This is a genomic window from Domibacillus sp. 8LH, from assembly GCF_038806185.1.
GTDB classification, from domain to species: Bacteria; Bacillota; Bacilli; order Bacillales; family Domibacillaceae; genus Domibacillus; species Domibacillus indicus_A.
Map to the genome: position 1 here is coordinate 1 of NZ_JAVJNG010000027.1, position 22,460 is coordinate 22,460.

Consider the following 22,460-nt stretch of genomic DNA (forward strand, 5'->3'; position numbering starts at 1 on the left):
GCCGTTAAGCTCTTCAGCGCCGATGGTAGTTGGGGGTTTCCCCCTGTGAGAGCAGGACGCCGCCAGGCAAAAGCAGAAAGGACAGCAGAAGCTGTCCTTTTTTGTGTTTTGTATAGGAATCGGTCTGCTGCTTCTTGTTTTAAGATTGGAAAATTAAATACGTTTAGGAAGCTGTATAATCCTTCTTTCAACGGTTTTATCTATATGATCGATTAGCATCGTGTCATGATGATTTTATTATAATTTATCTTTGTGATTTCAGAGAGACCGGTGTGTACGGCCTGTCACCCTGTTTAGGCAGAAGTCATTTTCTTTAAAACATAACTGGGCAATGCAGTGGACCAAAGTGTCAGAGCATGCAACACTGCTGTAGGATTAACTGTGGAATGTAAGGGTAATACTATTGTTATCGAAACTTTTATATAACAAATGGTGTTTTAGAAAGGGGAGAGATGAATGGAGTCAATCTGGCTAGAGTATGCTTGGGCATTGTTAATCCTAATTGGATTAGAAGGATTGTTATCGGCTGATAATGCCCTTGTATTAGCGGTTATAGCCAAGCATTTGCCTGAAGATCAGAAAAAAAAGGCTATAAGTTACGGAATTATCATGGCTTTCTTTTTCCGATTTGCTGCACTTTTTGCCATTTCTTTTATCGCAAACGTCTGGCAGGTACAAGCGATAGGAGCAGCTTATCTTCTTTACTTGGGCTTAAAGCATGTCATTCAGGCCCGGTTCGGGAAGAAAAATGAGAATATTCGTGAGGAAGTTAAAGAGGAAGCTGCAGGGAAAGGTTTCTGGCCTACTGTTGGGAAGATTGGTTTAGCCGATCTCGCTTTTGCCATTGACTCGATTCTAGCTGCGGTTGCTCTAGCCCTCGGCCTTCCGGATTCGCCGCTCGGTGAATTCGGCGGGATGGATGGGGGTAAGTTTATTGTTGTTCTTCTTGGAGGGATTGCTGGCCTTATCTTGATTAAGTATGCAGCAACCTGGTTTGTGCGGCTTCTCGATCAACGTCCGGCATTAGAAACAACTGCCTATGCAATTGTCGCCTGGGTCGGTGTCAAGCTCGCTGTCATCACTCTTGCCCATGAGGATATTGGTGTCTTAGACCATGATTTTCCACACAGTACCGCTTGGACTCTGGTCTTCTATGGAGTATTAATTGGCATTGCTCTGCTTGGCTGGTTTGCACCTGCCAATAAGTCATTAGAAAAAGAGGACTTATAAAAGGTAAAAAAAGAAAAGGTGACAGTGAGTATGAGAAAAGACGGGACTTTTATGAAGGATGAGCAGCTTACTATTCATTAATATTCATCTATTATAAAACTTGGCTTTCTAATACATGAGAGATATTATGTTGCGTTCAGAATAACCCAATAAAACAAGCGCTATCCTTTGAAAGACAAGGAACGGCGCTTGTTTTAGTTAGGAAGAAGAAGTTTCACCGTTACATATTGAATAATATATTCACGTTGAACGCGACATAACAAATAAAATAGGAGGGTCTTTTTGACAGCAAAGCAGGGATAAAATACGGTTGATCCGATTCGATACCCAGAACAAATCCGGGCGATGAAAGAATATCTGCGAATTAAAGAGAAAAAACAAGGAAAATCCTGTTATGTTAATGGATGTTCCCAAAATCAAGTCTGCACAGGATATGGCAGGGCTTGCTGCGGAAATTGAGCGCATGGAGTCGTCACTAAAGGTGCTGAAATCAGAGCTGAAAAGGTTTGTGGACCAAAATGGTGCGGTTGATACAGCAGACAAAGTGTGGACTTACAATGTGGCGGTCTCTTGGGAGTTTCATGAGTCTGGCCTGAGAAATATGGCAGACCAGCTGGCGGTTAAAGGAATAAACCCGTGGAAAGTCACGATGATCTCCGCGGTAAACCTGAAAAAATCGGCTGGGGTAAAGAGGTGCTGCGCTAATTTGGACAAAAAAAGAGAAGAAACGCTTTTCGTCTCAAAACAGATAAATAGAGGTAAGTGATAGTATAGCATATCCAAAATACCCCCCCTCTACGGTAATCTTATATAACTCACTATTAATTATTATAGTAAAACTTTGTTTAGCTACTAGACAAACAAAGTTGCTCCTGCTATACTCAATTCCAAGATTAAGAGTATTCAAATTCTTATTTGATAAAAAAAGGGGGCAAATAGATGAATAAATGTAAGGGGTTTCTAAATGTTTTAATGATATTGTTACTAGTATTTATCCTGGCAGCCTGTGGGCAAGATGCAGGAAAAAATGTAAGCGGTAGCAATTCAGGGCAAGTTGAAAAGGAGATTAGAATAGGTCTTTCTGTATCTGACTTATCTTTAGAAAGGTGGCAACATGACAGAGATATATTTGTTAAGAAGGCAGAGGAACTTGGATCTGAAGTCTTAGTTCAGTCAGCAGATGGTGACGAAGCAAAACAATTGTCACAAATTCAAAATATGCTTTCACAGGGAATTGATGTACTTGTTATTATTCCTATAAATTCTGATTCTTTAACACCGGTTGTCGATCAAGCAAAAGCTGAAGGTATTCCAGTATTAGCATACGATCGTTTAATCAATAATTCAGAAGTAGATGCATATGTTTCCTTCGATAATATACGCGTTGGAGAAATGCAGGCAGAATACTTGGTAAATAAAGTTCCCAAAGGTAAATACTTTTTAATGGGTGGATCACCGACGGATAACAATGCAAAGATGTTTAGGGAAGGACAAATGAATATTATCCAGCCTCTGGTAGATAAAGGTGACATTGAAATTGTAGGCGATCAATGGGCAAAGAACTGGGAAGCAAACGAAGCACTCAAAATAATGGAGAATGCGCTTACAGCTAATAAAAACCAAATTGATGCTGTTGTTGCTTCTAATGACAATACGGCTGGTGGCGCCATTCAAGCATTGTCAGGTCAAAACTTAGATGGGAAAGTAGCGGTTTCTGGACAAGATGCTGACATTACAGGTGTCCAACGTATTGCAGAAGGTACGCAATCAATGACAGTTTATAAGCCAATTAAAACTATTGCAGAAATGAGCGCAGAAGTCGCGGTTAAACTTGCGAAGGGTGAGAGTGTTCAAGCCGAGAGTTCTGTTAATAATGGAAAAATGGATGTGCCATTCATCAAACTAGATCCAATTATGGTAGGTAAAGAAAATATTGTTGACACTATTATAAAAGATGGTTTTCATTCCTATGATGAGATTTACAAAAATGTCCCTGAGAATGAGCGTCCACCACGTCTATAAAAATAAGAGTTGAACAGGGTTAGGGGGGGAAGCCCCCCTATTCTTAATAAGATAAGGAGGCCATCAACATGGATACTTTCGCACTTCAAATGAAGGGTATTACAAAAACCTTTCCCGGTGTAAAAGCATTAGATAACGTGACTTTTTCTGTACGTAAAGGGGAAATCCATGCATTGTGTGGTGAAAACGGGGCTGGGAAATCAACGTTAATGAAAATTTTAAGTGGTGTATATCCGGTAGGTACATACAGTGGCCAGATCTTAATTAACGGAGAGGCCGCGTTCTTTAAATCCATAAAAGAATCAAGACAAGCCGGCGTATCCATTATTTATCAAGAACTTGCACTTGTGGAGGAAATGACAGTCGCGGAAAACCTCTTTCTTAGTCATGACCTTATGAGACAAAAAGTGATTAATTGGAACAAGATAAATGCGGAAGCACAGAAGTGGCTTAGCAACATTGGATTAAGTATTGATCCGCAGACAAAGGTTGGTGATTTAACTGTAGGAAAACAACAGTTAATCGAGATTGCGAAGGCTCTCACTAATAAAACAGATATTTTAATTTTAGATGAACCTACTGCTGCATTAACAGAGAGTGATGTTGAGATCTTAATAGGACTCTTAAAAGATTTGAGGTCAAAAGGTGTTACGTGTATTTATATCTCTCACAAACTTGGAGAAGTCATGACACTAGCCGATACCGTAACAATCTTGCGTGACGGGCAAACAATCAGCACGGACCCAATTAAAGAGCTTTCAGAGGATAAAATAGTAACAAAAATGGTTGGAAGGGAACTGACGGAGCTTTTCCCTTATAGGGCTCGGCCAATAGGGGAACCAATCTTACAAGTAGAGAGCTATTCTTCTTTTGAAGCACATAGTGGAAAATCAATCATAAAAAATGTGTCCTTTACATTGAAAAAAGGAGAAATTCTCGGGTTTTCTGGCTTAATGGGTGCTGGAAGGAGTGAACTATTCACCAGCCTGTTTGGAGGGCTTAAAGAGAAAAAGCAAGGCAAAGTAATTATTGACGGAAAAGAAACAAATATTCAAAAGCCGGCCGATGCCATTCAAGAAGGCTTAGCCTACGTTTCAGAAGACCGAAAAAGATATGGGCTTATTCTGGGAATGGACATTGCAAAAAACTCGACGCTTGTTGCGTTAAACAAAGTCATGAAGTTTAACATTATTGACGATGCGCTTGAAGTAAAGCGTGCAGATGAGATAACAAGAAAAATGAAATTAAAGGCCCCTAGTCTTGAAACCAAGGTTGGCCAGTTGAGCGGAGGTAATCAGCAAAAGGTTGTCCTCAGCAAATGGATATTAAATAACCCCAAAGTCCTTATTTTAGATGAACCAACAAGGGGCATTGACGTAGGCGCAAAATATGAAATCTATAAAATTATTAATGAACTTGCAGAGCAAGGGGTTGGAATTGTCATTATATCCTCTGAATTGCCAGAGGTTCTTGGAATGTCAGACCGAATATTAGTCATGACAGAAGGAAGTATTAGTGGTGAATTTACAAGGAAAGAAGCCACACAGGAAAAAATAATGGCATGTGCCACAGGAGGGAAGATTCGTGAACAATCCATTGCCTACTAATACGAATGTAATTCCTAAAGAAAATAAAAAACTGAGCTTTAAACTTGATTTTCAAGCTTATACATTGATCATTGCACTCGTTTTAATTGCACTCATTTTTGGATTTTTTACAAATGGTGAATTTTTATCCTCTCGTAATCTATCAAACTTGTTCACACAGATGTCTGTTGTCGCCGTCCTTGCAATCGGAATGACTCTTATTATTGTCGCCGGACATATTGATTTATCTATTGGATCTTTAGTGGGTTTAACTGGTGGAATCGCAGCAATTCTCCAAGTTTGGTTTGGAATGAATACAGTTATTGTTGTCATTGCTGCCGTTGCAGTTGGTGCTCTTGTAGGTTTATGGCAAGGCTGGTGGGTTGCCTATCGTGCTGTACCCGCTTTTATTGTGACATTAGGTGGTATGTTGATTTTTCGTGGAATTTTAATTGGAATTAGTGAAGGACAGACAATTGCTCCGTTAAATGACAGCTTTAAACTCATTGGAAATAGTTACTTACCATACAGTATAGGTTATATTATTGCCGCTGTCAGTGTTGTCCTTCTCTTTGTGTCAATCGCACGTATGAGAGCGAAACGCCAAAGCATGGGCTTAGCCGTTCCATCTACTTTTGTTGATTATGGTAGAGTTGCAGTTTATTCCTTTTTTACTCTATTAATTACTTATATGCTAAATCGTTATTTGGGAATTCCTATTTCAATGTTGATTGCTATTTCATTTGCTGGATTGTTCCTTTTTGTATCTCTGAAAACATCTTTCGGACGATATGTATATGCGATCGGCGGTAACGCTGAAGCTGCAGCGCTCTCAGGGATTAATATTAAACGAAATGTATTGTACGTCTTTATCTTAATGGGCGCACTAGCAGGAGTAGCCGGAGTGCTTTTAACAAGCAGATTAAATGCGGCAACGGTAAGTGCCGGTAACATGCTTGAATTAGATGTAATTGCCGCCTGTGTAATCGGTGGAACAAGTTTAATGGGTGGAAAAGGAAAAATTATGGGTGCGATTATTGGTGCACTTATCATGGCCAGTATTGATAACGGAATGAGCATGATGAATATTGAGACGTTTTGGCAATACATCGTTAAAGGCTCTATTTTGATTTTTGCTGTGTGGCTTGACATTTCAAGCAAAAAATAAAAACCATCATAAATTAAAAAAGCACAAGCCACTATTGGCAGCCATGTTTAATCAAGCCTAGAATGAGAAAAAAGTCTAAGTGATTGGTAATACCCCTGTCAAGCAGATAAGTACAAAAAAGACTAGGCCACAAATGCACTTCGATTCCGGTCGTGATTTTCACTCTTTTCTTACAGGATCTTCCGAAAGAATTAGAAGAATCCGCTAAAATGGATGGGTGCAATCACTTTATGGTGTTTTGGCGAATTTTGTTCCCATTACTGACCCCTGCTATCTCGACAGTATCTATTTATAACTTCATTCACATTTGGAATGAGTTCATTTTTGCCCTGATCTTGACTAATTCACCTGAAAATTATACGTCGCCGCTCGGCTTGCGCGACTTTTACAGTGAATTCTCTATTAATGTACCCATGATTATGGCTTCACTGACAATGACCAGCTTGCCGCCCCTTCTTGTTTATTTCTTCGCACAAGAAGAAATTGTAAAAAGCGTGGCTGCAGGTTCTGTAAAAAGATAATATTGATTTCATTTTAGAAAGAAGGAAAAGAAATGAAAAAAGTACGTGTAGGGTTAATTGGATGTGGATTTATCAGCGGCATTTATCTTGAAAATGCAAAAAAGTTTAATTTTTTTGATATCACAGCATGTGCGGATTTGGATTTAAGCCGGGCAAAAGAAATAGCTGAAAAACATAATATCGAAAAAGCCTATTCACCGGAAGAATTGATCCAGGACCCGGATATTGACCTTGTTTTAAACTTGACGATTCCGGCTGCCCATGCCGATATTGCTGTTCAGGCATTAAAAGCCGGCAAGCACGTATACAGTGAAAAACCACTCGCTGTTACACGTGAAGAAGGACAAGCCATTCAGGAAGCTGCAAAAGAAAGCGGCTGCTACGTCGGAAATGCACCGGATACATTTTTAGGCGGAGGCATTCAAACCGCGCGCAAGTTAATTGAAGATGGCTGGATCGGGCGACCTGTATCTGCAACCGCTTTTATGATGAACCATGGCCACGAGCATTGGCATCCAGATCCAGGATTTTACTATCAAAAAGGCGGCGGCCCGATGTTTGATATGGGACCTTACTATATTACAGCACTTATTTCAATGATGGGACCTGTGAAGCGGGTGACAGGTGCTGCAAGCGTGACATTCCCAGAACGGACTATTTTAAGCGAGCCAAAGCGTGGAGAGAAAATCCAAGTCAATACTCCGACGCAGATTAACGGCATTATGGAGTTCCATCAAGGAGCCGTTGCTTCGATTATTACGAGCTTTGATACATGGCATCATAATTTACCGTACATTGAAGTGTACGGAGATGAAGGCAGTCTTGTTGTGCCAGACCCGAATACATTTGGTGGCCCTGTGCGGGTGCGCCGAAAAGGGCAGGAACAGTGGTCAGACATTCCGCTGACACATGGTTTCTCAGAAAACAGCCGTGGGATTGGCCTTTCGGAAATGGCGTATGCGATTTTAGAAGGCCGCTCACCAAGAGCAAGCGGCGACCTTGCATACCATGTACTTGATATTATGCATGGCTTTCATGATGCTGCCGAACAAGGAAAGCATTATGAATTGAGCAGTACATGTGACCAGCCGGCCCCGCTTCCAACAGGCATTGACCAGGATAATTTCCACGATCTCATGTCAGGAAAATAAGGAGGAATCGCTATGCAGTCAGCCGTATTGCAGAAACTAAAAGAAATTGATGTGCAGGAACAGAGCATTCCGGTTCCTGCTGACAATGAAGTCTTGATTAAAGTGAAGGCCGTTGGTTTATGCGGATCGGATATTCATTATTACGAACATGGAAAAATCGGCGACTTTATTGTGGAAAAACCAATTATTTTAGGCCATGAAGTGTCGGGAGAGATTGTAGAACTTGGGAAGGGTGTCCGGGGCCTTCAAAAAGGCCAGCGGGTTGCCATTGAACCTGGTAAAACATGCGGCATATGTGTTCATTGCCAAATCGGGCGCTACAATTTATGCAAGGAAGTGGAGTTTTTAGCAACGCCCCCGTATGACGGTGCTTTCTGCCAGTACATTGCGATACACAGCGATCTTGTGTTTCCAATCCCAGATGAAATGAGTGACGAAACGGGTGCGTTAATTGAGCCGTTTTCTGTCGGCCTTCATGCTTGCAGCCGGGGAGAAGTAAAGGCCGGTGATTCAGTGCTTATTTTAGGCATGGGCCCTATTGGCTTGCTGACGGCTGCAGCAGCAAAAATGAGTGGTGCAGGATTAATTATTGGCGTTGATTTAGAACAGACGCGCCTGGATAAAGCAAAAGAGCTGGGTGCAGACCGAGTGATTAATGTAAAAACTGAGTCGTTTGAGGAAAAGATCTTAGAATATACAAATGGACTCGGCGTGGATGTGGCCATCGAAACAGCGGGAAGCCCAGCAGCGTTAAAAAGCATGATCTCGGGAGTGCGTCGTGGCGGTAAAGCAGTCATCGTTGGGATGTCTTCGGAAGATGAAGCATCGCTTAACATTGCCCAGATTATTAACAAGGAAATCGATATAAGAGGGGTGTTTCGCTATCACCATACATACCCAAAAGCGATTCAGCTGTTATCAGAAAGCAAGATTGATATCGAGAAAATAATAACTGATCATTATGATTCGCTTCAGGATGTAGAGGCAGCGTTTGAAAAAGCCATTCAAGATAAGAAAAACACACTAAAAATTATGATTTATCCGAATGGGCGCTGAAAATAAGAAGGAGGGCATTCATCAATGAAAGAAATTCGAATTGGCATGGTCGGTTATAAGTTTATGGGAAAGGCACACAGTCATGCGTATCGCGATTTGCCGATGTTTTTCCCCGATCAGCCCCGGCCAGTTATGAAAATGATTTGTGGGAGAAATGAAGAAAATGTTCAAAAAGCAGCCCAGCAGTTTGGCTGGGAAGGGAGCAGCACGGATTGGCGGGAGTTAATGGATAGCCCGGATATTGACTTGATTGATATTAATGCACCAAGTGATGCCCATAAAGAAATTGCGCTGGCAGCTGCAGCAGCTGGAAAGCACATTTTTTGCGAAAAACCACTGGCATTGACATTAAAGGATTCCCGCGAAATCTTAGAAGCGGCAGAAAAAGCAGGAGTTAAGCACATGATCGGTTTCAACTACCGATTCGCACCTGCCGTTCTTCTCGCGAAAAAGTTGGTTGAAGAAGGCCGGCTCGGCGACATTTATCATTTCCGCGCCTGGTTTTTGCAAGACTGGCTTGTCGATCCGGAATTTCCATTAACGTGGCGCCTGCAAAAAGAAATTGCTGGATCGGGTTCACATGGAGATTTAGGCGCACATTTAATTGACCTGGCGCACTTCCTAGTTGGTGACATATCAGAAGTTATCGGCATGAGTGAGACTTTCGTAAAAGAGCGGCCTGTTCCCGATAATATGACGGGCTTAAGCGCCCAGGCAAGCAAAGATTCACCAAAAGAAAAAGTAACGGTTGATGACGCCACGCTGTTTATGGCCCGGTTTGAAAACGGCGCGCTCGGAAGTTTTGAAGCAACACGCTACGCTTCCGGACACCGCTGCACGAATTCGTTTGAAATTAACGGCAGCAAAGGCAGCGTGAAGTTTGACTTTGAACGAATGAATGAATTGCAGGTGTATTTCCAGGATGACGCAGACGATGTGCAAGGATTCCGCCGTATTCTGGCAACGGACCCTGCTCATGCTTATGCAGATGCATGGTGGCCGCCTGGACATACAATCGGCTATGAACACACATTTATTCATGAAGTGGTGGAGCTGATGAATGCCTTTAAGGAAGACCGTCAGCCGATTCCTGATTTTACAGCCGGTGTAAAGTGCCAGCAAGTATTGGAAGCAGTAGATTTATCTATTGAAGAACGCAGCTGGATTAAGCCGAGCGATTTGTAAAAGTAAAGAAAAAGGAGCGAATAAAATGAAGAAAAAAGCGCTAATCGTATGGGGCGGCTGGGACGGACACGAACCGGACCAGATTGCTGAGATTTTTAAAGGCATACTAGAGGGTGAAAATTTCGAAGTGGAAGTATCAGATACGCTTGAATCATATGCGGATCCGGAAAAGCTGAAGTCACTGGACTTAATCGTGCCACACTGGACAATGGGTGAAATTAGCAAAAAATATGTGCTGAATATTTCGGCAGCAGTTATGAGCGGTGTTGGCATTGCCGGCTGCCATGGCGGAATGTGCGATTCATTCCGCAACAACGTTGACTGGCAGTTTATGACCGGAGGGAATTGGGTAGCACATCCAGGAAATGACGGAGTAGAATACATGGTGAATATTAAGCATTCATCGAGTCCGCTATTAGAAGGGTTTAACGATTTTAAAGTCGTTTCAGAACAGTATTACCTTCATGTAGATCCGGCTGTGGAAGTATTAGCTACAACGAGATTCCCAGTTGTGGACGGGCCTCATAAAGCAAATGGAGCAGTTGATATGCCGGTTGTCTGGACGAAACGATGGGGGCTTGGCCGTGTATTTTACAATGCACTTGGTCATAAAGCAGACATCGTAGCGATGCCAGAAGTTTCATCCATTATGCGCAGGGGCTTTTTATGGGCTGCTGAAGGAAAAAAACTTTATAGCCGCTCAGATGCACCGACATATGGAACATATGGAAATGGTAAAAATAAAGTATATACGGGGATGGGGGATAGTGAGTAATAGTTAAGGGACAGTATCATTTATCATCTTTGGCGATTCATCCCCCACTTCAAGCTTGCTAAGTGGGGGATGAATCGCTGCTCTTTCAGTCATTCTTTTTCCTTGAACGCTCTATGGCTAAAATGGTATAATTAGGTATAGAACAAATGTTCAGGGGGTGAGGAAGATGGTAAAAACCAAAAAAGATGAAACAAAGAACCTTCATTTTAAAGCCTTTCGGTTTAAAATCCATCCAAGTGACGAGCAAAAACAACTGATTAACCAAACGATTGGCTGCTGCCGGTTTGTCTACAATTATATATTAAATGAAAACATCAAGAGTTTCGAAAAAACAAAAAAACGGTATACAGAAACGGCTGCTAAAAAGCTCCTCCCTGGGCTAAAAGAAACGTTGAAATGGTTGTCTGATTCTGACAGTATTGCTCTTCAGGCAAGCATCGAATATCAGTACGAAGGATTCAAAAAATATAAGGAACAGCCGAAAAAAGAATTAAAAAAACGAGCCGCTAAAAAATGCGCAGAAGGCTATACGCCAACGGCGTATGACTTTAAGGGCCATCCGACATTCAAAAGCAAGAAAAACCCGGTCCAAAGCTACACAACCAAAATGACAAATAATAATATTAAAATCGTAGACAATCGCGTTCAGCTGCCGAAACTCGGCTGGATTCGTTTTTCAAAGTCCCGAAACATCGAAGGTGACATTAAGCGTGTCACCGTGCGCCGAAGCAGTACCGGCCGGTATTCTATTTCAGTCATTTGCGAGATGCCTTATTCTCCGTACAAACCAAGCACTAAGGATGCCGTTGGCATTGATCTGGGATTAAAAGAGTTTGCCGTGCTTTCCAATGGTGAATCCATTGCCAACCCGAAATACTACCAAAAATACGAAAAACGGTTAGCCTTTCTTCAGCGTGCATTTGCACGTAAAAAAGAAGGTTCGAAATCGCGGGAAAAAAATAAAGCCCAGATTGCTAAACTGCACGAAAAAATCAAACACACAAGAGAAGATTTTCTTCACAAGCTGACGACCAGGCTCGTTCATGAAAACCAAGTGATCGCAGTGGAGAATTTGTCAGTGAAGAATCTTGTCCAAAACAAAAAACTAAGCAAGGGGATTCACGATGCGTCATGGTCGAGGTTCAACGAAATGCTCGCCTATAAAGCGAAGTGGTACGGACGGACAATTATAAAAGTCGATCCGTTCTTCGCATCAAGCCAGCTCTGTTCCGGCTGTGGCCACCAGCATAAGGAGGTAAAAAATCTCGCTGTCCGGGTGTGGGAGTGTCCGTCCTGCGGCGTGCGTCACGACCGGGACCTGAATGCGAGCCTGAATATTAAAAAAGAAGCCCTTCGGCTTCTTTCACTTCAGTCTATTTAAGATTAGTCATAAAACCGTTGGAATACGGGGTTAGCCTGATTACTGGGGGTCGAAGATCCTCTTGCCCGGGAATCCCCCACTTCAACCGTCAGGTAAGTGGGCGGTAGTTCAATCTAGGGGTTACTATTTGGAGTTTTAAGAATGAATTGTTAATTAAGATGAGTATACAAGTTCTATTTTCCTCTTAACTGTAAAACATATTCAAAAACAGTTTTCATGAAAAAGGATGGTCCTCTCCCATCCTTTTTTCTTATTATTATAGCTAAAACAACCTTAAATATTTTTAGTTAAGACACATGGGAAATATAGAATTCAGCATTCTATATCCTTTTCCCCGATATTGTGTCAAAAAGATAATAACAAAATCCATAATGAATAAGTTACGGATTTTGTTATGTAGTAAGCCCATTAATAAAGCGGCCAACCATCATTGAACATGCACCGAGTGCGGGTGCATTTTTGCCCAGGGAAGAAGGCAAGAAGGCACATTCCGCCTCAAATCGGATGTTCATTCGGGACGAAAGCGTGTTTTTGACAGCGTTTAGTACGAAAGGGTTTGACTCAATAAGTGGATTTCGTAAAATAATAGCTTCCGGATCAAATGTATTGGTAATGTTGACAAGGCCGATCCCGAGGTAATGGCCGAAATTTTCAAGTGCGGCGAACAGCTCGACATCGTTTTGCTTGTAGCGTGCCTCTATCTCTGCATCATTCCATGCAGCAGGCAGGGACTGGCGGAACGCTTTTTCAGAAGCGTACAGCTCCCAGCAGCCGCGGTTTCCACAATTGCATTTTGGGCCGTTAAAATCAATCGTCATGTGACCCATTTCGCCAGAAAAGCCATGTATGCCCTTGTACAGTTTATTATCTAGGACGAGACCGAGACCAATCCCAGTGCTCACACTTACATAAATGAAATTATTGTATGCTTTTGCAGCTCCATATATATTTTCTCCATAGGCGCCGGCATTTGCTTCATTTTCAATCGTAACTGGTACATGGAAGGCGTCTTCAACTATTTTTTTTAATTCAATGTTGTCCCAGTGAGAGTTTGGTGTTAAAACAATTTGTTCGGAGCGATTCACTAGACCGGGAACACAAATACCAATGCCGATAAGCCCGTACGGGGAACCGGGCATTTTATCAATCACTTGCTGAATGGTTTTTAAGAGAAGTTTAATTGTTTCATCTGGAGAGGACTGGTTTAAGTCAAAATAATGCTCGCTCACAATCGATCCGTCCAAATCCGTTAAAAGAACGATCATATCGTCCACACCGATGTCTACGCCAATGGCGTATCCCGCTTGTTTGTTAAACATAAGCATTACAGGCCGACGTCCGCCGCTTGACTGGCCCTGTCCGATTTCAAAAATGAATTTCTCATCAACCAGCTCTTGAATTTGAGCGGAAACCGTGGATTTGTTTAACCCGGTTGTTTTGGACAAATTAGCGCGTGAGATAGGAGAGTGATGAATGACCTCCTGCAAAAGCCGCCGTTTATTCATTTTTTTTACTAAGTTTTGATCTGCTATCATTATTCATATCACTCACTTTGTTGTTTATTTAAATAAAGTTTAAATTAATTATAACAAAAAGCTTGAAAAATGAAAGCGGATTCTGTAATATATGAGTTAAGTTAGTTTATCCATTCAACAAACATAAGGAGGAAAAGAAATGACATATTTTGAAAACGTAAACAAGATTCAATTTGAAGGGGCCAGTTCTAAAAATCCATTTGCCTTTAAGCATTACAATCCGGAAGAAGTTGTAGGTGGAAAAACAATGGAGGAACAGCTTCGTTTTTCTATTGCTTACTGGCACACCTTCACAGCAGACGGCAGTGATCCATTCGGTGCCGGCACGATGCAGCGCCCATGGAATAAATATTCTGCTATGGATCTCGCCAAAGCACGTGTTGAGGCGTCATTTGAACTATATGAAAAATTAGGTGCCCCTTATTTCGCATTTCATGATCGGGACATTGCCCCTGAAGGCAGTAACTTAAAAGAAACCAATGAAAATCTGGATGTTATTGTTTCGATGATCCAGGATTACATGAAAACGAGCAATGTGAAGCTTCTTTGGAACACAGCCAACATGTTTACCAATCCACGTTTTGTTCACGGGGCGGCGACAAGCAGCAATGCGGATGTTTTCGCTTATGCAGCAGCGCAGGTGAAAAAGGGATTGGAAACAGCAAAACTACTTGGTGCTGAAAACTATGTGTTCTGGGGCGGCCGTGAAGGGTACGATACATTGTTAAATACGGACTTGAAACTGGAGCTTGATAACTTGGCGCGCTTCCTGCAAATGGCGGTCGACTATGCAAAAGAAATCGGCTACGACGGCCAATTTTTAATTGAGCCGAAGCCAAAAGAGCCGACAACACATCAATATGATACGGATGCGGCGACAACATTGTCATTCCTGCGTCAATATGGACTCGACAGCCATTTTAAATTAAATCTGGAAGCAAACCACGCAACGCTTGCCGGACATACATTTGAGCATGAGCTTCGCACAGCCCGCATTAATGGCATGCTTGGTTCGGTTGATGCGAACCAGGGTGACCCGCTTATCGGCTGGGATACAGATGAATTTCCAACGGATCTGTATTCTACTACGCTCGCGATGTACGAAATTTTGCAAAATGGCGGGCTTGGCAGAGGCGGCTTGAATTTTGATGCGAAAGTACGCCGTGCTTCCTTTGAAGCTGACGACTTGTTCTTAGCGCACATTGCCGGAATGGACGCATTCGCCATCGGCTTGAAAACGGCGCATCAGTTACTTGAAGACAAGGTATTGGAAAATGCGATCGCGGACCGTTACAGCAGCTATACAACTGGCATTGGCCTTGAAATTGTAGAAGGACGCGCTGATTTCCAATCACTTGAAAAATACGCACTTGAGAACAGCCAAATTCAAAATCGTTCAGGCCGTCAGGAAAATTTAAAAGCGATCTTGAATCAGTATTTGCTGGGCAGCAACTAAAAACGGCTTGAACGGCCGGAAAATATAAAATGGATCGGAGAATTAACTTGAGCAGCTAGATTATTACAAATCTGGTTGTTCGGGAAAAAATCCGATCCATTTTTCAAAGGAGCGGAAAAAATGAACTATGTGATTGGGATTGACCTTGGAACGAGCGCCGTCAAAACCATCTTAGTCAATGAATCAGGCGAAATTTGCGCGGAAGCATCGAAAAGCTACCCGCTTTTTCATGAGCGAGCTGGCTGGAGCGAGCAAAATCCGGACGACTGGGTAACAGGGACGATTGACGCTTTGCAGGAGATGATGAAAGAGGCCAATGTTCCGGCAGAAAATATTAAGGGTATCAGCTATTCCGGGCAAATGCATGGGCTTGTCCTTCTGGACGAGCAGCATAACGTCCTCAGAAAAGCGATTTTATGGAATGACACACGGACGACAAAACAATGCGAAGAAATTACGACAGCGCTTGGAGCAGAAATGCTTTCTATTACAAGGAATCGTGTATTGGAAGGCTTCACGCTTCCGAAAATTCGCTGGGTGCAGGAAAACGAACCAGAGCTGTTTCAAAAAGCTGCCCTTTTTTTACTGCCAAAAGATTACGTCCGCTTGAAAATGACTGGCGAGGCGCATATGGACTACTCGGATGCGGCGGGTACGCTGCTTCTGGATGTGGCGAAGAAAGAATGGAGCGCTGCTATTTGCAAAACGTTTGATATTCCCCTTTCTCTTTGCCCGCCACTTGTTGAATCTACCGGACAGACAGGCACACTACTTTCATCCATTGCCGAAATAACCGGGCTGCGCGCGGAAACTCCTATTTTTGCGGGTGGAGCAGATAATGCGTGCGGAGCGATTGGCGCGGGGATTTTAAGTTCAGGAAAAACAATGTGCAGCATTGGAACGTCGGGTGTCATTTTAGCTCATGAAGACGATTCGTCACGGGATTTTGAAGGGAAAGTTCACTTTTTTAACCATGGTAAAAAGAATGCATTTTATACGATGGGTGTCACGCTTTCTGCTGGACATAGTCTGCAATGGTTTAAAGAAACCTTTGCGAAGGATGAATCGTTTGATGAGATGCTGAAGGAGGTAGGTAGCATTCCACCAGGGTCGGCCGGTCTTCTATACACCCCATATTTAGTCGGTGAACGTACGCCTCATCCCGATTCTGTTATCCGTGCGAGTTTCATTGGCATTGATAGTGCCCATACAAGAGCGCATTTCGCGAGGGCCGTAATGGAGGGCATTACCTTCTCATTACAGGAGTCAATCGATCTATTCCGGAAAGAGGGAAAAAATATCGACACGGTTATTTCAATTGGCGGAGGTGCCAAAAGTGATGTGTGGCTGCAAATGCAGGCGGATATTTTTGAGGCGAAAGTAGTAAAGCTGCAAAATGAGCAGGGGCCAGCGATGGGAGCTGCGATGATTGCGGCGGCCGGCAGTGGGATGTTTGAATCACTTGCGCAGTGCGCGGAGGTCTTTATTAGAGAAGGCCAGACATTTTTACCGGATACAGAACGGGCAGAGCAGTATAAATTATTGTTTTCTATTTATCAAACAGTATATGATCAAACAAAACCGATTAACGAACAACTGCAGTCATTTCGTGTATAAAGGAGTCTTATGATGATTAAACAGGTGCTGTTTGACGGGCAAGAAGCGATACAAGCATCAAACGGACAGCTTGAAATGATACTAATTCCGTCATTCGGAAGCAACGTCATTTCGCTCGTTGATGTAAAAACGGGCCGAGAGTTGCTGGTCAAGCCGGATTCTTTTGCGGCCTTAACGGAAAATCCAATTTTGCATGGCATTCCGGTGTTGTTTCCACCAAATCGAATCAAAGGTGGAACATTCCAATTTAACGGCGTTACGCATGAGTTTCCGATCAATGAAATCGGAAAACATCATATTCACGGTTTTGTGTATGACAAGCCCTGGCTCGTAACAGCTCAACACGAAAGAAATGGCATAATTACAATTGAAACAGCTATTCAACTCGAAAAACCAGCGATTTATAAAAATGCGTCGATTCATTTAACCTATGAGCTTGACGGGAGTGTCCTGCGTCAAAAAGCAGTTGTGGAAAATAATGGAAGTGAGGCATTTCCTTGGGGAATTGGCTACCATACTGCTCTGTTATTTGACGAAAAAAATTCGGTATTTTCTTTAACGAAAAAAAGCCAATGGGCGTTAAGTGATGAAGCGATTCCGACAGGTGAACAGGTTCCAGGTGAGCCGGTGGAAAAGAAAAACTTGCAGGGCATCCCACTTGACGATGCGTTTGCTGCTGTCGAACAAGGAAATGAAGCCGTGCTCCACAACAAGGAAACGGGCTGCACCATTACGTATCGAACGGATTCTGCGTTTAAACATTGGGTTGTTTACAATGGCAACGGCCTTGAGGGTTTCCTTTGTCCGGAGCCGTATACGTGTATCACCAATGCGTTTAACATGGATATGCCTGCTGAAGTGACTGGCCTCCGTGTACTGGAGCCAGGTGAAGAAGATGCTATAACAGCTGAAATAGAGGTAACATATTCAAAAAGTTAGTTGTTTCGATATACAAAGATAGCTAGCATCAGCTATAATAAATTTGTAAGTATGCAAACTTTTTTAATGGAGAGGGATTATGATGAAAAACTCAAAACCGAATGAACCTTTAGTTACGCATATTTTTACCGCAGATCCTTCCGCACATGTCTTTGAAGGGAAGCTTTATATTTATCCTTCTCATGACCTTGATCACGATGAACCTTCTAATGACAATGGTGATCAATATAAGATGGAAGATTATCATGTTTTATCTATGGAGGATGTAAATGCACCATGTGTAGACCACGGGGAAGTGCTTCACTTAAAAAATATTCCTTGGGCAAGTAAGCAGCTTTGGGCACCCGACGCCGCTTACAAAAATAACAAGTATTATTTATTTTTCCCGGCAAGAGATAAAGATGAGATTTTCAGAATTGGTGTCGCAACAAGCCCTAATCCTGCAGGACCGTTTACACCAGAGGAAAATTATATACCCGGCAGCTTCAGTATTGACCCCGCTGTTTTAGTTGATGATGATGACAGAGCCTATGTTTATTTTGGCGGCCTTTGGGGAGGGCAATTAGAAAAATGGCAGACAGGGGCATTTAATCCGGATGCTGAAGGTCCCGCTCCAACAGAACCAGCTTTAGGACCAAGAGTAGCTGAATTAAGCAACGATATGCTGACTTTTAAAAACGAACCGCAGGAAATCTCCATTGTGGATGAAAACGGCAATCCTATTCTTGCAAGTGACGAAGATCGCAGATATTTTGAAGGACCATGGGTTCATAAATACAATGGTCTTTACTATCTATCCTATTCAACGGGTACAACTCATAAAATTGTTTATGCTGTAAGTGAAAATCCACAGGGACCATTTGTGTTCAAAGGAACGATTCTTACTCCTGTCATTGGCTGGACCACACATCATTCAATTGTTCAGTTTAAGGATAAGTGGTATTTGTTCTATCATGATTGCTCGTTATCAAATGGCGTGAACCATAAGCGCTCGGTGAAATACACTGAATTAAAGTATAACGATGACGGAAGTATTCAAACGATTGACCCTTATACAGACAAGTAATAAAATTGACGGCCGGAACGGTATTTTGACTTTGAACTTAATACCAAAGCAGATGCTGGGAAGTTTTTTCTATATTATTCGTTTGACTAAACTACGTTAATAGGACAAGGCTCAGGCGGCTCTTACTATAAAGTAAATTTAGAATCTTACAAAAAAACCGCATTGGTCACATTAACAAATCATTCCTATTTTAATCTAAGTGGCAATCTGAAGAGAGAGATCTTGAGCTACAAATTAGCAATAAAAAGCGATAAGTTTCTTGAAATGGATAACACGCCATTTGATTTTAGAAGTGAAAGGTTGATAAATACTGGAACAAGATCAAGTCATCCTCAAAACGTACTGGCAGGGGAAGGCTGCGATCACTCGTTTCTTTTAGGCACAAATCATGATTCGAAAATTGTCTTAAAGGACAACGAAAGCGGTCGTACTTTAACAATTGAAACGGATCAGGCCGGTGTTGTGGTATACTTGGGAAATTCCTTGAAATCAGATGGTGAATTCCGAAGTACGCCATCCAGAAAATATCTGGGTATTTGCCTTGAGACGCAGGCTTGACCTGATGCCATCCACCATCCTCATTTTCCATCAACGATTCTGGATATCGATCAAAAGTATTCTTCTGTAACAGTACATAAGTTTGGGGTTGAAAAGAATTAAAATAAGGAGTGATTAACATGAATTATCGTGAACTGGGTAATACAGGGATCCTGATCAGTGAGGTCAGTTTTGGAACATGGGCAATCGGCGGTTCATGGGGAAAGACAAACGACACAGAAGCACTGAAATCTTTAGAGTATTCAATTGAGCAGGGTGTTAACTTTTTTGATACAGCGGATGTATATGGGGACGGACATAGTGAAGAGTTATTAGCCAAGGCCACTAAAGGCAAGGAAGACAAGATTCATATTGCTACAAAGTTTTGCCGCCAGGGTGATATTTTTGATCCGAAAAATTATAGTTATGAAACCGTTAGCTCTTATTGTGAAGACAGCCTCCGCCGTTTAAATAGAGAAGCGATTGATTTATATCAAATTCATTGTCCGGCAACGGAGATTTTAAAAGATGGCAGTGTATTTGAAGTACTGGATCGTCTGAAGAAAGAAGGAAAAATCCGTCACTATGGAGTAAGTGTGGAAACCGTTGAAGAGGGCCTTATTTGCCTGGAATATCCAAATGTTAAGAGCCTGCAAATCATCTTTAATATGTTCCGTCAAAAGCCATTGGGAAAACTAATCCCTGAAGCTTATCAAAAAGGTGTGGGACTTCTAGTCAGATTGCCGCTTGCAAGCGGGCTGCTAACTGGTAAATTTACCAATGATCATGTATTTGAAGAAGATGACCACCGCCGTTTTAATGAAAATGGGGAGGCTTTTAATGTCGGAGAAACCTTTGCAGGCCTCGGGTTCCACAAAGGTGTTGAATTAGCTGACCAGTTAAAGTGGATTGCAGAAGGCCGGAAAACTATGGCTAGTGCAGCATTGCGCTGGGTTTTGGATCAAAAAGAAATTACATGTATTATTCCTGGTTTTAAAAACGCTAAACAAGTCGAGGATAATCTTTCAGCATTGGAAACAAAACCATTCTCAGAAGAAGAGAAGCAAGAGATTCAACGTTTTTATCATGAAAAGGTAAAGGATTTTATCAGAGGCCCTTATTGATAAACGAAGTTTAAACTTCACAAGGCTATCAACTTGTGACCGTAAGTAAACTATAAAAACGATCTGATTTAAAGTAAGGGAAGCACAATAATTACTTTTGTGCTTTCTTTTATTTTTGTTTGAAAAGGTTTATCCGTTGAAGAAATTAAATTTTGTGATTTTCCACGCTTTACTTGGTACATTTTCAAAGGATAGAAGAAAGAGTAACCAAAAAAGAATATCCTCCATGATTATCCAGAGGAAAAAATTCTGGAGAAAGGCCCCGTAGAGGAAAACTGTTATATAATAGAAGTAGGTATTTTTTATTATAGTAATTGGCTGGAATAAATCCAAGAGGTTTCAAGTTTGGGGGGATTAGATGAATAATGCAGCAAATCGAGCTTATATTGCTGTGGAATGGATTGCAAAATTTGCGTATATTAACCTATTATGGATTAGTTTTTCTTTGATAGGTCTGGTTATTCTTGGGTTTTTCCCAGCGACGATTTCGATGTTTACCGTCATTCGTAAATGGCTGATGGGGGACACAGGCATTCCAATTTTTCGAACCTTTTGGACTACCTATAAATCGGAGTTTATACGAAGCAATGGTTTAGGTTTACTCATAGTGGTGGTAGCGGGACTTATTGTGCTTGACTTGGTTTTTATGAAGAATTTGGGGAATAGTTTTATAAGTGTTATTCAAATTCCTTTATATATAATTATGTTTGTAACAGTCATGACTATGTTCTATCTGTTTCCGGTCTATGTTCATTATGAGTTAAAATTGGCGCAAATGATCAAAAATGCATTCTTAATGATGCTTATTAACCCGCTTGAAAACCTTACGATGATTGCTGGAATTGTTGCCGTATTCTTTGTAGTGAAGTTCATTCCAGGTTTGGGCTTTTTTTTCGGGGGCAGTCTAACGGCAGCTATTATAATGGCTACCTGCTATCCTGTTTTTGAAAAAATGGAAAAAAAGCGGCGGACCTCTCTTTAGGCAAATTTTTTAAATAAAATGGACCGTATTTTAGCAGCCCTGTGAATAGAAGAGATAACCAAAAAGACAGAAAGGGAAGTTTCGCTTTTAAAAGGAAACTTCTCTTTCTGTCTTTTGACTGGCGGCTTATAAGAAAGTTTATCCTTTCTTATAAGCTAAGGACAAATACGCCTCTGTCTTCGCCTTGCGTCTCGCTAATCGGCGGGTTTTCTTTCAATCGAATTAACCTTTTACAGAACCAGCTGCCATTCCCTCAACAATCTTATTGCTCAGGAATAAGAAGGTGAGCAGAATTGGAACAATACTGATGACTAAAGTGGCACCAATAGCACCCCAGTCCGTTAAATATTGACCAACGAAGTTATTAATCCCAATAGTCAATGTTTTCCACTGGTCAGAACTGATGAATGTATTAACAAATACGAATTCATTCCAGTTGTAAATCATGTTAATGATCGCTGTTGTTGAAAGAACCGGTATGGTCATTGGAAGCGTAACCTGGAAGAAAATTCGGTGTACCGAGCATCCATCCATAACAGCCGCTTCTTCAATTTCACGAGGAAAAGCTTTATAAAAACCTAATAAAATCATAATAGTTAACGGTAAATTAAAGGTTGTTTGAGACAAAATAATCGATAATGGATTATCAATTAAACCTATAGTGTTATAAAAATTAAACAATGGGATTAACGTTGAATGGAGGGGAATCATATATCCTACCATAAATAATCCAAGAACAAGTCCGCTTAATTTCCAGTGCATCCGAGTAATGGCAAATGTAACAAAGCTAGCCAGAATAACTGTTAGAAATACAGATAAAACAGTCATCCACACACTATTGAAAAAGTAAACTCCAATGTTTCCTTGAGTCCATACTTTCACATAGTTTCCCCATTGCGGGTCCTGCGGCAAGGAGAAAGGGGACATACCGAATACTTCTTGATTGCTTTTTAATGAGAAGAAGACCAGCCAAATCAATGGATAAATCTGGATAACAGCGAAAGCACTTAAGATTAAGTAAAGAAAACCATATCCTAATTTACTCCAATAAGATTTTTTTGATCCTTCGCCCGCAGAAAGGTTTGGTGTTGTTCGTCTGTCTGTCGCAAGCTCGCTCATCTTCATTCAC

The 22,460-nt window shown here is 41.6% G+C and carries 20 protein-coding genes; 18 read left to right on the forward strand and 2 right to left on the reverse strand.

All coding sequences use genetic code 11. The features are described 5' to 3' along the window. Nucleotides 1-456: 456 nt before the first annotated feature. The 11 genes from RG959_RS20265 (at nucleotide 457) to tnpB (ending at nucleotide 12,075) form a co-directional block, all read left to right on the forward strand. The gene (locus tag RG959_RS20265) at nucleotides 457-1,230 is read left to right on the forward strand and encodes a TerC family protein (protein ID WP_342798663.1); all 774 of its coding nucleotides are present in this window, start codon (nucleotides 457-459) and stop codon (nucleotides 1,228-1,230) included. A gap of 394 nt (nucleotides 1,231-1,624) precedes the next feature. Beyond that, on the forward strand, nucleotides 1,625-1,996 hold the full coding sequence (locus tag RG959_RS20270) for a hypothetical protein (RefSeq protein ID WP_342798664.1): 372 nt from the start codon (nucleotides 1,625-1,627) through the stop codon (nucleotides 1,994-1,996). A 173-nt stretch (nucleotides 1,997-2,169) separates the two neighbouring features. Next, nucleotides 2,170-3,252 carry a D-xylose ABC transporter substrate-binding protein gene (xylF, locus tag RG959_RS20275; RefSeq protein WP_342798665.1) on the forward strand — a complete coding sequence of 361 codons (1,083 nt, stop codon included), beginning with the start codon at nucleotides 2,170-2,172 and terminating at the stop codon, nucleotides 3,250-3,252. Between the two features lie 68 nt (nucleotides 3,253-3,320). Continuing rightward, nucleotides 3,321-4,859, forward strand: a complete 1,539-nt coding sequence (locus RG959_RS20280; protein ID WP_342798666.1) for a xylose ABC transporter ATP-binding protein — start codon at nucleotides 3,321-3,323, stop codon at nucleotides 4,857-4,859. Beyond that, nucleotides 4,837-6,006, forward strand: coding sequence for a sugar ABC transporter permease (locus RG959_RS20285; RefSeq protein WP_342798667.1), 1,170 nt, complete (start codon nucleotides 4,837-4,839; stop codon nucleotides 6,004-6,006). The genes RG959_RS20280 and RG959_RS20285 overlap by 23 nt, the downstream gene beginning before the upstream one ends. A gap of 152 nt (nucleotides 6,007-6,158) precedes the next feature. After that, a complete protein-coding gene (locus tag RG959_RS20290; protein WP_342798668.1) occupies nucleotides 6,159-6,527 on the forward strand; it encodes a carbohydrate ABC transporter permease in 369 nt (122 codons plus the stop codon). Between the two features lie 32 nt (nucleotides 6,528-6,559). Then, nucleotides 6,560-7,678, forward strand: a complete 1,119-nt coding sequence (locus tag RG959_RS20295) for a Gfo/Idh/MocA family protein (protein ID WP_342798669.1) — start codon at nucleotides 6,560-6,562, stop codon at nucleotides 7,676-7,678. 12 nt (nucleotides 7,679-7,690) lie between these two features. Beyond that, nucleotides 7,691-8,734, forward strand: coding sequence for an NAD(P)-dependent alcohol dehydrogenase (locus tag RG959_RS20300; RefSeq protein ID WP_342798670.1), 1,044 nt, complete (start codon nucleotides 7,691-7,693; stop codon nucleotides 8,732-8,734). Between the two features lie 24 nt (nucleotides 8,735-8,758). After that, nucleotides 8,759-9,919, forward strand: coding sequence for a Gfo/Idh/MocA family protein (locus RG959_RS20305; protein WP_342798671.1), 1,161 nt, complete (start codon nucleotides 8,759-8,761; stop codon nucleotides 9,917-9,919). A 25-nt stretch (nucleotides 9,920-9,944) separates the two neighbouring features. Continuing rightward, a complete protein-coding gene (locus tag RG959_RS20310; protein WP_342798672.1) occupies nucleotides 9,945-10,694 on the forward strand; it encodes a ThuA domain-containing protein in 750 nt (249 codons plus the stop codon). A 166-nt stretch (nucleotides 10,695-10,860) separates the two neighbouring features. After that, a complete protein-coding gene (tnpB, locus tag RG959_RS20315; protein WP_342798673.1) occupies nucleotides 10,861-12,075 on the forward strand; it encodes an IS200/IS605 family element RNA-guided endonuclease TnpB in 1,215 nt (404 codons plus the stop codon). Nucleotides 12,076-12,467: 392 nt separating this feature from the next. Here tnpB and RG959_RS20320 read toward each other — a convergent pair whose 3' ends face one another. Then, on the reverse strand, nucleotides 12,468-13,613 hold the full coding sequence (locus tag RG959_RS20320; RefSeq protein ID WP_242235518.1) for an ROK family transcriptional regulator: 1,146 nt from the start codon (nucleotides 13,611-13,613) through the stop codon (nucleotides 12,468-12,470). Nucleotides 13,614-13,749: 136 nt separating this feature from the next. Here RG959_RS20320 and xylA point away from each other — a divergent pair, with 136 nt between their 5' ends. The 7 genes from xylA to RG959_RS20355 all read left to right on the forward strand — a co-directional run bounded on the left by xylA (nucleotide 13,750) and on the right by RG959_RS20355 (nucleotide 21,331). After that, on the forward strand, nucleotides 13,750-15,066 hold the full coding sequence (xylA, locus tag RG959_RS20325) for a xylose isomerase (protein WP_342798674.1): 1,317 nt from the start codon (nucleotides 13,750-13,752) through the stop codon (nucleotides 15,064-15,066). A 120-nt stretch (nucleotides 15,067-15,186) separates the two neighbouring features. After that, the gene (xylB, locus tag RG959_RS20330; protein WP_342798675.1) at nucleotides 15,187-16,683 is read left to right on the forward strand and encodes a xylulokinase; all 1,497 of its coding nucleotides are present in this window, start codon (nucleotides 15,187-15,189) and stop codon (nucleotides 16,681-16,683) included. Between the two features lie 12 nt (nucleotides 16,684-16,695). Next, nucleotides 16,696-17,622 (forward strand): aldose 1-epimerase, encoded by a 927-nt coding sequence (locus RG959_RS20335; RefSeq protein WP_342798676.1) that lies wholly within the window; start codon nucleotides 16,696-16,698, stop codon nucleotides 17,620-17,622. A gap of 79 nt (nucleotides 17,623-17,701) precedes the next feature. Next, entirely contained in the window at nucleotides 17,702-18,688 is a 987-nt protein-coding gene (locus tag RG959_RS20340; protein ID WP_342798677.1) for a glycoside hydrolase family 43 protein, read from the forward strand. 99 nt (nucleotides 18,689-18,787) lie between these two features. Then, nucleotides 18,788-19,246 carry an aldose epimerase family protein gene (locus RG959_RS20345; protein ID WP_342798703.1) on the forward strand — a complete coding sequence of 153 codons (459 nt, stop codon included), beginning with the start codon at nucleotides 18,788-18,790 and terminating at the stop codon, nucleotides 19,244-19,246. A gap of 119 nt (nucleotides 19,247-19,365) precedes the next feature. Continuing rightward, entirely contained in the window at nucleotides 19,366-20,349 is a 984-nt protein-coding gene (locus tag RG959_RS20350) for an aldo/keto reductase (protein WP_342798678.1), read from the forward strand. 358 nt (nucleotides 20,350-20,707) lie between these two features. Continuing rightward, nucleotides 20,708-21,331: a YesL family protein gene (locus RG959_RS20355; RefSeq protein ID WP_342798679.1), complete on the forward strand. Its 624-nt coding sequence runs from the start codon at nucleotides 20,708-20,710 to the stop codon at nucleotides 21,329-21,331. Between the two features lie 222 nt (nucleotides 21,332-21,553). On the opposite strand, the gene RG959_RS20360 is transcribed toward RG959_RS20355, so the two are convergent. After that, nucleotides 21,554-22,450 (reverse strand): carbohydrate ABC transporter permease, encoded by an 897-nt coding sequence (locus RG959_RS20360; protein ID WP_342798704.1) that lies wholly within the window; start codon nucleotides 22,448-22,450, stop codon nucleotides 21,554-21,556. Nucleotides 22,451-22,460: the final 10 nt, after the last annotated feature.

Coding starts and splice junctions, on each gene's coding strand:
- RG959_RS20355 (WP_342798679.1), top strand. CDS start 20,708: ATGAATAATGCAGCAAATCGAGCTTATATTGCTGTGGAATGGATTGCA.
- RG959_RS20270 (WP_342798664.1), top strand. CDS start 1,625: ATGTTAATGGATGTTCCCAAAATCAAGTCTGCACAGGATATGGCAGGG.
- RG959_RS20295 (WP_342798669.1), top strand. CDS start 6,560: ATGAAAAAAGTACGTGTAGGGTTAATTGGATGTGGATTTATCAGCGGC.
- RG959_RS20350 (WP_342798678.1), top strand. CDS start 19,366: ATGAATTATCGTGAACTGGGTAATACAGGGATCCTGATCAGTGAGGTC.
- RG959_RS20340 (WP_342798677.1), top strand. CDS start 17,702: ATGATGAAAAACTCAAAACCGAATGAACCTTTAGTTACGCATATTTTT.
- tnpB (WP_342798673.1), top strand. CDS start 10,861: ATGGTAAAAACCAAAAAAGATGAAACAAAGAACCTTCATTTTAAAGCC.
- RG959_RS20335 (WP_342798676.1), top strand. CDS start 16,696: ATGATTAAACAGGTGCTGTTTGACGGGCAAGAAGCGATACAAGCATCA.
- xylF (WP_342798665.1), top strand. CDS start 2,170: ATGAATAAATGTAAGGGGTTTCTAAATGTTTTAATGATATTGTTACTA.
- xylB (WP_342798675.1), top strand. CDS start 15,187: ATGAACTATGTGATTGGGATTGACCTTGGAACGAGCGCCGTCAAAACC.
- RG959_RS20305 (WP_342798671.1), top strand. CDS start 8,759: ATGAAAGAAATTCGAATTGGCATGGTCGGTTATAAGTTTATGGGAAAG.
- RG959_RS20265 (WP_342798663.1), top strand. CDS start 457: ATGGAGTCAATCTGGCTAGAGTATGCTTGGGCATTGTTAATCCTAATT.
- RG959_RS20310 (WP_342798672.1), top strand. CDS start 9,945: ATGAAGAAAAAAGCGCTAATCGTATGGGGCGGCTGGGACGGACACGAA.
- RG959_RS20360 (WP_342798704.1), bottom strand. CDS start 22,450: ATGAGCGAGCTTGCGACAGACAGACGAACAACACCAAACCTTTCTGCG.
- xylA (WP_342798674.1), top strand. CDS start 13,750: ATGACATATTTTGAAAACGTAAACAAGATTCAATTTGAAGGGGCCAGT.
- RG959_RS20300 (WP_342798670.1), top strand. CDS start 7,691: ATGCAGTCAGCCGTATTGCAGAAACTAAAAGAAATTGATGTGCAGGAA.
- RG959_RS20280 (WP_342798666.1), top strand. CDS start 3,321: ATGGATACTTTCGCACTTCAAATGAAGGGTATTACAAAAACCTTTCCC.